The organism is Armatimonadota bacterium (genome assembly GCA_031081585.1).
Lineage (GTDB): Bacteria > Sysuimicrobiota > Sysuimicrobiia > Sysuimicrobiales > Humicultoraceae > Geohabitans > Geohabitans tengchongensis.
Genome location: JAVHLY010000033.1, coordinates 19,559 through 28,697, shown reverse-complemented (window position 1 = coordinate 28,697; position 9,139 = coordinate 19,559). Strand labels below are relative to the sequence as shown.

Annotated in this window: 12 protein-coding genes; 3 read left to right on the top strand and 9 right to left on the bottom strand. The window is 74.6% G+C overall.

Annotated elements, in window-relative coordinates; all coding sequences use genetic code 11:
• Window positions 1-274: hypothetical protein (locus RB146_12030; GenBank protein MDQ7829697.1), on the bottom strand; the 274-nt coding region annotated here is incomplete at its 3' end.
• Window positions 275-498: 224 nt separating this feature from the next.
• Between RB146_12030 and RB146_12025 the strand changes: the two genes are divergently transcribed.
• Together RB146_12025 and RB146_12020 are read left to right on the top strand one after the other, a co-directional pair.
• Window positions 499-900, top strand: coding sequence for a HEPN domain-containing protein (locus tag RB146_12025; GenBank protein ID MDQ7829696.1), 402 nt, complete (start codon window positions 499-501; stop codon window positions 898-900).
• Window positions 855-1,181, top strand: a complete 327-nt coding sequence (locus RB146_12020; protein ID MDQ7829695.1) for a nucleotidyltransferase domain-containing protein — start codon at window positions 855-857, stop codon at window positions 1,179-1,181. Before RB146_12025 ends, RB146_12020 begins: the two co-directional genes overlap by 46 nt.
• Window positions 1,182-1,376: 195 nt before the next feature.
• Here RB146_12020 and ftsZ read toward each other — a convergent pair whose 3' ends face one another.
• Together ftsZ and ftsA are read right to left on the bottom strand one after the other, a co-directional pair.
• The gene (ftsZ, locus tag RB146_12015) at window positions 1,377-2,432 is read right to left on the bottom strand and encodes a cell division protein FtsZ (protein ID MDQ7829694.1); all 1,056 of its coding nucleotides are present in this window, start codon (window positions 2,430-2,432) and stop codon (window positions 1,377-1,379) included.
• A gap of 37 nt (window positions 2,433-2,469) precedes the next feature.
• Entirely contained in the window at window positions 2,470-3,711 is a 1,242-nt protein-coding gene (gene ftsA, locus RB146_12010; GenBank protein ID MDQ7829693.1) for a cell division protein FtsA, read from the bottom strand.
• A 348-nt stretch (window positions 3,712-4,059) separates the two neighbouring features.
• Between ftsA and RB146_12005 the strand changes: the two genes are divergently transcribed.
• On the top strand, window positions 4,060-4,233 hold the full coding sequence (locus RB146_12005) for a hypothetical protein (protein ID MDQ7829692.1): 174 nt from the start codon (window positions 4,060-4,062) through the stop codon (window positions 4,231-4,233).
• Here the strand turns inward: RB146_12005 and RB146_12000 are convergent.
• From RB146_12000 to murG, 6 genes are all read right to left on the bottom strand, one after another.
• A complete protein-coding gene (locus RB146_12000; protein ID MDQ7829691.1) occupies window positions 4,230-4,439 on the bottom strand; it encodes a hypothetical protein in 210 nt (69 codons plus the stop codon). The two genes, RB146_12005 and RB146_12000, sit on opposite strands and share 4 nt — an antisense overlap.
• Window positions 4,436-4,579 carry a hypothetical protein gene (locus RB146_11995; protein ID MDQ7829690.1) on the bottom strand — a complete coding sequence of 48 codons (144 nt, stop codon included), beginning with the start codon at window positions 4,577-4,579 and terminating at the stop codon, window positions 4,436-4,438. Before RB146_11995 ends, RB146_12000 begins: the two co-directional genes overlap by 4 nt.
• Window positions 4,580-4,701: 122 nt before the next feature.
• Window positions 4,702-5,433 (bottom strand): FtsQ-type POTRA domain-containing protein, encoded by a 732-nt coding sequence (locus RB146_11990; GenBank protein MDQ7829689.1) that lies wholly within the window; start codon window positions 5,431-5,433, stop codon window positions 4,702-4,704.
• Window positions 5,430-6,500, bottom strand: a complete 1,071-nt coding sequence (gene murB / locus RB146_11985) for a UDP-N-acetylmuramate dehydrogenase (GenBank protein MDQ7829688.1) — start codon at window positions 6,498-6,500, stop codon at window positions 5,430-5,432. Before murB ends, RB146_11990 begins: the two co-directional genes overlap by 4 nt.
• Entirely contained in the window at window positions 6,497-7,975 is a 1,479-nt protein-coding gene (murC, locus tag RB146_11980) for a UDP-N-acetylmuramate--L-alanine ligase (protein ID MDQ7829687.1), read from the bottom strand. Before murC ends, murB begins: the two co-directional genes overlap by 4 nt.
• Entirely contained in the window at window positions 7,972-9,138 is a 1,167-nt protein-coding gene (gene murG, locus RB146_11975; GenBank protein MDQ7829686.1) for an undecaprenyldiphospho-muramoylpentapeptide beta-N-acetylglucosaminyltransferase, read from the bottom strand. Before murG ends, murC begins: the two co-directional genes overlap by 4 nt.
• Between the last annotated feature and the right edge of the window lies 1 nt (window position 9,139).

The window sequence follows — 9,139 nt, the reverse complement described above, 5'->3', positions numbered from 1 at the left end:
GCACCGGCAGGGGTGGCACGGGGAAGTGGTGCTCCCAGGGCACGCGCAGCGCGATGCGGCTGGTCACGAGACAGGTCAGCCTCGCGCAGGCCGCCAGCAGGGCGGCCAGGTGCGGGGCGGCGGCGACGACCTGTTCGAAGTTGTCCAGGAGCAGCAGGGCGGCTCGGTCCTGGAGGTGGTCGCTCAGGGTGTCCAGCGGATCCAGACCAGGGAGGTCGCGCAGGCGCCCCTGCCGCCGACCGCCGTGCCTTGCGCATCTCCCTGCCCGCCCCATCCCGGCGAGGCTCGCCTGGCCGGGACAGGGTCCGGTGAGAGGTTTCGGGCGCGCCCTCGGGTTCTCCCCCTGGACTCCCCACAGGCCAAACCAGGTGATCCTGCGCCCCGCCTGCATCTCCCAGGCATGGGCGCATTGGCTGCAGGACTGGGAGGGCGGAGGAACCCGCTATTCCCGCCCGGTATGATGGAAGACGCGTCGGGGCGACGAGGAGGGTAACCCTGGTGAGGGAGGAGGCACGGCGCTGGCTGTCACAGGGTGATGCGGATCTTGCCCATGCCCGGGCCAGCATCCGAACGGGCTTCTACTTTGCGGCCGCCTTCGCGTGCCATCAGGCCGTGGAAAAGTGGCTGAAAGGGGCTGTCATCGAACTCCGGCGGACGCTGCCGCCCAAAACCCACAACCTGATCGAACTGGGACGGGTGCTCGAGGTGCCCGAGGAGGTCATGAGCGACCTGCGCCTGCTCAACCCGGAGTATGCCACCTCGCGTTATCCGGACGCCGCCAACGGCGTCCCGGCCGAAAACTACGACGAGCGGCGGGCCACCATGCTGCTGGATGCCGCCGGGCGGGTACAGCGATGGGTCACCTCGGTATTGACCGGGGGCGGCTCGACGTCTTCCTGAAGCGCGTCCAGGCCCGCTTCCCGCTCGAGCAGGCCATCCTGGTCGGCTCGCGTGCCCGCGGCGACGAGCTGATGGAGAGTGACTACGACCTGATCCTGATCTCCTCCGCCTTCGAGGGGCTCCCCTGGCGCGATCGCATCGCCGCCGTGCTGGACCTGTGGGACCTGGAGGTGGACCTCCAGCCGCTGTGCTACACCCCCGGGGAATACGCGAGAAAGGTCGCGGAGCTCAGTACGGTCTCCGAAGCCGCTCGAGACGGGCTGGTGCTGGCCTCTCGCTGATTCCTGTCGTCTCCGCCGGCTCCTGTCGCTGGCCGACTCCTCCCGTCGCCGGCAACCCTCGCCATCCGTCGACCGCCGTACGTCGATCGAACTCCGCCCCGGGACGAGTTCACCCATTAGCGCGAGTCCACCGATCAGCACCGAGCGAGTTGACCGATCAGCGCCGACGGCGGGGCAACACCGGCGGGTGCGCGATCAGCGCCGGCGCAGGAACGCGGGGATGTCCAGGTCGTCGATGACCTTGATCGGCTCCTTGAGCCGGACCGGCTCCTCCGGGGGCTGCTCGCCGTTGATCTTCGCCCCGTCGAACCCCGTGGCGATGACGGTGATGCGCACCTCGCCCTCGGCCTTGTCGTCGATTACCGCGCCGAAGATGATGTTGGCCTCGGGGTCGGCGGCCTCCTTGACGATCTGGGCCGCCTCGCTCACCTCCACCAGCCCCAGGTCGAGTCCGCCGGTGACGTTGATGAGGACGCCGCGCGCCCCGTTCATCGAGGTCTCCAGCAGCGGGCTGGCGATGGCCGCCTGCGCGGCCCGGATGGCCCGGTCCTCCCCGGTGGCGACGCCGATGCCGATGAGGGCCGAGCCGGCTTCGGTCATGATGGCCCGCACGTCGGCGAAGTCCAGGTTGATCAGCCCCGGGACGGTGATCAGGTCGGCGATCCCCTGGACGCCCTGGCGCAGGATATCGTCGGCTACCCGGAAGGCCTCGACGATGGTGGCCTGGCGGTCGATGATCTGCAGCAGCCGGTCGTTGGGGATGGTGATGAGAGTGTTCACCTTCCCCTTCAGGATGCGGGCGCCCTCCTCGGCCGCGGCCATGCGACGCCGCCCCTCGAAGGAGAAGGGCTTGGTGACCACGCCGATGACGAGCGCTCCCAGGTCGCGGGCGATCTCCGCCACGATGGGCGCGCCGCCGGTCCCCGTGCCTCCGCCCATGCCGGCGGTGACGAAGACCATGTCGGCGCCCTCCAGGGTCTCGTAGAGCTCCTCCTTGCTCTCCTCGGCGGCCTGGCGGCCGACGGCCGGGTCGCCGCCGGCGCCCAGGCCCCGGGTGGTCTTGGCGCCGATGTGGATCTTCTTGTCGGCGTTGCTGAGGGCGAGCGCCTGCGCGTCGGTGTTGATGGCGATGAACTCCACCCCGCGCAGCCCCGCGTGGATCATGCGGTTGACGGCGTTGCTGCCGCCCCCGCCCACCCCGACGACTTTGATGGCGGCGAACCGCCGCAGGTCCCGGTCGAGACTCGTCATGCTCTGCCTCCGCCCCTCCTCACGTGGTGTCATGGCCTCACGTTCCCTGCAGGACCGTCCGCACCCACCCGCGCACCCGCGCCATGGCGCCGCGCGCGCCGTTGCCGTGCCGCAGCGCCCGCAGGCCGCTGCGGTCCCGCGACCCGTACAGCACCAGGCCCACCCCCGCGCTGGCCGCCGGGCTGCGCACCGCGTCCGTCACCCCGGTCACCCCCTCGGGGATGCCGGTGCGCGCCGGCAGCTCCAGCCGCTCGCTGGCGTAGGCAGCGAGCCCCTGGAGCAACGCCGTCCCCCCGGTGAGCACCACTCCCGCCGGCACCAGGTGGCCGTAGCCGCTGCGCCGCAGCTGTGCCCGCACCATCCCCATCATCTCGGCCAGCCGCGGCTCGATGATCTCGGCCAGGAAGCGCCGGGGCAGGATGCGCGGCTGGCGGTCGCCGATGTTGAAGACCTCGATCAGCTCCCCCTCGGCGGTCATCTGGGGGGTGGCCGCTCCGGCGCGCACCTTGAGCTTCTCCGCTTCCTCTAAGGGGGTGCGCAGGCCCACCGCGATGTCGCTGGTCAGGTGGTGGCCGCCCACCGGGAGGATGGCGGTGTAGGCCAGGGCCCCCCCCACGAAGACGGCCAGGCTGGTAGTCCCGCCGCCGATGTCGGCCACCACCGCGCCGAGATCCCGCTCCGCCGGGGTGAGCACCGCCTCGGCCGAGGCCAGCGGCTCCAGGACCACCTCCTCCACCTCCAGCCCCGCCTCCTGGACGCACTTCACCAGGTTGGCCAGCATGGTGGAGAGCCCGGTGACGATGACGGCCTCCACCTCCAGCCGGGCGCCGTACATCCCCACCGGGTTGCGCACGCCTTCGTGGCCGTCGACGACGAAGTCCCGCGGCAGCAGGTGGATGAGCTCGCGGTCGCTGGGAGGCAGGGCGTTCATCCGCGCCGCCTCGATCACGCGGGCGACGTCGGCGGGCTCGATCTCGTGGTCGCCGCGGGCCACGGCCACGACCCCGCGGCTGCGGGTCGAGGTGATGTGCTCGCCGGAGACGCTGACGAAAGCGGAAGGCACGCGCTGGCCGGCCATCCGCTCCGCGCGCTCGACCGCCTCCTCGATGGCGCGGACGGTGGCTTCCAGGTCGACGACGACGCCCTTGCGCAGGCCAGACGAGGGGGAGGTCCCCACCCCCACGATGTGGACCTCCCCGTCGTCATCCACCTCGCCTGCGACGGCGCAGACCTTGGTGGTGCCGATATCGAGACCGACGACCAGGCCCTTCTTCGGCACAGGTGCGACTCCAGGTGCGACGGTAGGTACGTTGGTCCGGCGGTCCGCCGGACGGGCGCGTCGACCTCAGGAGCCGCGGGCCGCTCCACCGGAAGCCCCGCGGCGTCCCCGCTTCACCGCGCTATTCCACGCCTGGTGGGCTTCTCCTCCTGTCCGCCCGGCTGCGGGCGAAAGCCGGGCTCAACTGCTCGCAGATCCCCTGCGCCTCCGCGCGCGCCCTGACCGCGGCCTCCCTGGCCTGCGCGGAGCCGACGGGCCGCCAGGCGGCCGCGAGCGCCTCGATGGTGAGGGCTTCCTCGAGCCGGTGAGCGCCACGTCGTCCATGACCCGGGTCGTCCACCTTACGTCGTGCTCAGCCACCCGCACCTGCACGCCTACGCACGGCTGAGCCCCGAGGAGGCCGCCCTGTGGGACCTCATGGACGGCTCGCGGAGCGTCCGCGACCTGATCCTGGCGCACTTCGCCCAGACCGGGACCCTGGCGCTGGGACTGGTGGCCGGATTGGTCGCCCACCTCCACTAGTCACTCGAGTCGCACAGGCGGAGGAACTCCTCCAGCGTGGGGCCGAAGCCGGTGAGAATCTCGTATTCGGGGGGCCACCGCTCGCGAAGCTCGAGGTAGCGCTGGGTCAGGAGGTCGGCGGACCGCTTCGGCGACACGCTGGCGTGCTCCTCCTGGTGGACGATCTCGCGCGTGTCCTTGTGCCGGACGACGACCCAGTCGCTCATGGGGCGCGCGCGAGCGGCACCGGCTCCGCCGACGCGGGCCCCCGCGGCACGCGCAGGCGGATCAGCTTGCCGCGGTGCCCGGGCGGCAGCGCATCAACCCACGTGCTCTTGCCCGCGCGGCGGTCGGTGTAGTCGGTCATGTCCTCCGTGCCGATCTGCAGGACGCCCCGCACCGCCTCCCAGCCCGCGGCGGCTCCCAGGGTCTCTGCCTTGGCCCGATTGAGGGGCGTCTGGCCGGGCGGCGGCCTGGTCCGGTGCAGGATTACTGCGCCGGTCCGGACCGGCGGGGGCCCAGGATGACCGTGTCCGGGACGCGCAGGTCGACGTAGGCCAGCACCAGCCCTTCCGCGCGCACACGCTGCAGCACCTCGGGGGCCACTGCCAGGCGTTCTTCCACGCCCGCCACCGGCCCCGCCCGGATCTCCACCCCGTCGAGCGTGTAGAGCACCACCTCCCGCGTGGCCGTCACCTGCAGGTGGGCGACGCGCCCCCGCAGGGGCGCCGGGAGGAGCGGGAGGACCCTGACCGCCTCGCGGGCGGCCGCCGAGGGCACGACGTGCCCGGGCGCCGCCCAGGCCAGACGCTCGCCCCGCCCGGAGACCAGCGGCAGCGCCGGGCGGGCGGGCGTGACCTCGATCACCACCGCGCCGCCATCGATTACCGCGTACCCGGCCTGGAGCGGCACGGCGGCGGCGGGCACCCGCTCGGCCACCTCGATGACGATCGCGTCCGGGGGGCGCGGCCGCACCCGGGCGGCGGCGATGCGCGGGTGGCGGGCCAGCCGCTCCTCCACCTCGCCGGCCGGGACGCGGAAGAGAGAGACCGTCCCCGGCTCGAGCCCGGAGGCCTCCACCACCTCCCCGGGAGAGAGGCTGTGCGCGCCCTCCACGATCACTGTTTCCAGGGTGAAGAGGGCCGACCCCGGCAGGCTCAGCGCGGCCAGGAGTGCGCACATGACGAGGGCGAAGCGGGCCGCGGTCAGCCAGGAGCTCACGGGGACACCACCGGCCCTCCACCCGGCACGAGTCCCGGCTCGTGCGGCCCGGGTCCGGGCGCGACCGGCGCGCCGGTCGCGCCCGGTGCGCCCGCGTCGAAGTCGCCCAGCAACTTCACCTCCAGCTCCAGCTCTCGCCCGAACCGCTCCCGCACGCGCGTGCGCACCTGCTCGACCAGCGCCAGCACGTCAGCGGCCCGGGCGGCGCCGCGGTTCACGATGTAGTTGGCGTGGATCTCGGAGACCACGGCGTCCCCCACGCTCAGCCCCTTGAGCCCCGCCGCGTCGATGAGGCGGCCGGCGTGGTCCCCCTCGGGGTTGCGGAAGATGCACCCACTACTCGGCGGCCCGATGGGCTGCGTGGCGTTGCGCTGGGCCAGCCAGGCGTCCAGGCGGGCGCGCACCTCGCGCGGGTCCGCGGGGCGCAGGCGCAGCGTCGCCTCCACCACCACGGCCGGACGCTGCTGCAGCACGGAGGTGCGGTAGGCGAACCCCAGGGCGGCCCGGGTGAGCACCTCCTCGCCCGCGGGCGTCACCACGCGCGCGGCGTCGAGCACCTCGGCCAGCTGGTGGCCGTGGGCCCCCGCGTTCATCACCACGCCCCCGCCCACCGACCCGGGGATCCCCGCCGCGAACTCCAATCCGGCCAGCCCGCGCCGCGCCGCCTCCTGCGCCAGCCGCGGCAGGCCGTAGCCCGCCTCGACGGTGACCGCCTCCCCGTCCCAGCGCACGCGGTCCACGCCCTTCCCCACCTTGACCACGACGCCGCGGATGCCCCCATCCGCGATGAGGACGTTCGAGCCCTGTCCCAGGACGACGAAGGGGACGCCCTCGCCGAAGAGGACCCGGGCGGCGGCGCGCAGCTCGTCGGCGGAGTGGGGGACGACCAGGACGTCGGCGGGGCCGCCCACGCGCAGCGTGACGTGGCGCCACAGCGGTTCGTGCAGGCGGATGTCGCGCACGTGGCGGCGCAGCGCCTCGACCACGGCCTCGAGCGCCCGCGGCTCGGGGTCCTGACCGGGTGGGTGGGCCGCGCGGGGCTGGGGGGCGCGGCGGGTCCGGCTCATGCCCCCGCCACCGGTCCGGGCTCGGGGGAGACGGCCGCGTGCCCCCGCCGCGTCGAGGACGGCGCGGCCGCCGGCCCCGCCGTCGGTCCGCCCTCCCGGGCGCGCAGCCGCGCCACGATCGCCTCGGCGGCCTGCCAGATGTCCCCCGCGCCCAGCGTGAGGACGAGGTCGCCGGGACGGGCCAGCGCCACGACCCGCTCCACCGCGTCGGCCACCGCCGGGTAGTACTCCACCGACCGGTGGGCGCGGATGGCGTCCACGATCAGCCGCGCCGTCACGCCCGGCAGCGGCGCCTCGTCCGCCGGGTAGATCTCCGTCACCACCACCTCGTCGGCGTCGGCGAAGGCCTGGGCGAACTGGGCGTGGGTGGTCAGCGTGCGCGAGTAGCGGTGGGGCTGGAAGAGGACGAGGATGCGCCGCTGCGGCCACGACTCGCGCGCCGCCCGCAGCACCGTCGCCACCTTCACCGGGTTGTGGGCGTAGTCGTCCACGACGAGCGTGCCGGCGACCTCCCCCCGGGCCTCGAAGCGCCGGGCCACGCCGGCGAACGCGCCCAGCGCCCGCGCGGCCACGGCGAAGGGGACGTCCAGCTGCAGCCCCACGGCCACGGCGGCCAGCGCATTGCTCAGGTTGTGCCGGCCGGGGAGGCGCAGCGCCAACACACCCAGCCGCCGCCGTCCGCGCCGCACCACCGCGCGCACGCGCGCGCCCTCCAGGTCCTGCACCTCGGCGATGACGTCGGCCGGTGCTGCCAGCCCGTAGGTGAGCACCGGCACCGGGGCGGCGTCGGCCAGCCCGCGCACGGTGGGGTGGTCGGCGCACAGCAGCACGAAGCCTCCGGGCCGCACCGCGCCCAGGAAGCGGCGGAAGGTCTCCACCAGGTGCCCCGGGGTGGCGTAGAAGTCGGCGTGGTCGGTCAGGTCGAGGCTGGTGACCACCGCGGCCCAGGGCGCCACGTAGAGGAGCGAGCCGTCGCTCTCGTCCACCTCGGCCACGGTCACCTCCGGCCGGCCCACCCGCACGTTCCCGCCCAGCGCCGGCACGTCCGCCCCGACGAGCGCGGTGGGGTCGAGGCCCCCCGCGTCCAGGACGGCGGTGACCATCGCCGTCGTGGTGGTCTTGCCGTGCGTCCCCACCACCGCCACCGCCCGCCCCTCGCCCATGACCTGGCCCAGCAGCGCGGCGCGGTGGCGCACGGGGACGCCGCGCGCCTGGGCGGCGCGGATCTCCGGCGTGTGCTCGCGGACCGCGCGGGAAACCACCAGCACGTCCACGCCCTCCAGGTGGCCCGGATCGTGTCCGTGCCACACCTGTGCGCCGAGCCGGCGGAGGCGCGCTGTGGCCGGGGACTCGCGGATGTCGCACCCCGAGACGCCTGCCCCCCGGGCCAGCAGGAGGTGGGCGAGCGCACTCATGCCCGCACCGCCCACCCCGACGAAGTGGAGGTGTGGCTGTGCCGGCGCGGCGGTCGTCACCGTGCCGCACCCCCATGGCGGCGCAGCCGGGCGCCTGCGGTCGGCAGGACGACACTGCGGCGCACCTCCAGCCCCGCCGCCTGCAGCAGCAGGTCCACGACCCGCTCCGCGGCGTCCGGTCGCCCCAGCCGGCGGCTGGCCTCGCCCATGGCCCGGCGGCGCTCCGGGTCCTGCAGCAGCGCCCGCAGGCGCTCCGCCAGGCGGGCAGGGGTCAGGTCGCCCTCACGGTACACCTCAGCGGCCCCGGCCTGCGCCAGCACCCGCGCGTTGGCCTCCTGTTCCCCGGCCAGCGCATGGGGATAGGGGATCAGCACGGCGGGCAGCCCCCACGCCGTCACCTCGGCGAGGGTGGAGGCGCCGGAGCGGCAGACCACCAGGTCGGCGGCGGCGTAGGCGTCCCCGATGGCGTCGATGTAGGGCACGGCCACGTGGCGCAGGACGGCCTGCGGCCCGCGCCGCGCCACCTCGCCCTGCACCCAGGCCAGGTGGTCGGGCCCGGTCTGGTGGAGGACCTGGATCGGGAGCGCGGCCAGGGGGGTCAGGGCCTCCGACACCAGCCGGTTCAGGCCCGCCGCCCCCTGGCTGCCGCCCAGGACCAGCACAGTGGGGCGCTCCGGCACCAGCCCGTACGCTGCGGCGGCGCGGGCGCGGTCCCCGCTCAGCGCCCCGCTGCGCACGGGGACGCCGGTGACCACCACCCGGCCGGGTGGAAATCCCTCGCCCACGCCCAACGGCGCCGACACCGCCCTGGCCCACCGGGCCAGCAGCCGGTTGGTCAGGCCCGGGACGACGTTCTGCTCCTGGACGACCAGGGGGATCCCCAGCAGGCGGGCCGCCAGCCCCACCGGCCCGGCCACGTACCCACCGGTGGCCAGCACCGCCTGCGGGCGGAAGGCGCGCAGGCGCCGCGCCGCCACCGCCGCACCCCACAGCGTCACCGCCAGGGCCGCGGCCGCCGACGGCTGCGCACGACGGGGCAGCGGGCGCGCGGGGATCACCTCCAGCGGCCACCCGAGTGCGGGGAGGACCTGGCGCTCCAGCCGGTCGCCGGCGAAGAAGCGCACGTGCGCGTCGGGGAAGCGCGTGAGCAGCGCCTCCGCCACCGCGATCCCCGGGTAGAGGTGGCCGCCGGTCCCGCCGCCGGTGATGGCCAGCCGCCGCATC

Coding starts and splice junctions, on each gene's coding strand:
- RB146_12020 (MDQ7829695.1), top strand. CDS start 855: ATGGGTCACCTCGGTATTGACCGGGGGCGGCTCGACGTCTTCCTGAAG.
- ftsZ (MDQ7829694.1), bottom strand. CDS start 2,432: ATGACGAGTCTCGACCGGGACCTGCGGCGGTTCGCCGCCATCAAAGTC.
- RB146_12000 (MDQ7829691.1), bottom strand. CDS start 4,439: ATGAGCGACTGGGTCGTCGTCCGGCACAAGGACACGCGCGAGATCGTC.
- RB146_11995 (MDQ7829690.1), bottom strand. CDS start 4,579: ATGACCGACTACACCGACCGCCGCGCGGGCAAGAGCACGTGGGTTGAT.
- murB (MDQ7829688.1), bottom strand. CDS start 6,500: ATGAGCCGGACCCGCCGCGCCCCCCAGCCCCGCGCGGCCCACCCACCC.
- murG (MDQ7829686.1), bottom strand. CDS start 9,138: ATGCGGCGGCTGGCCATCACCGGCGGCGGGACCGGCGGCCACCTCTAC.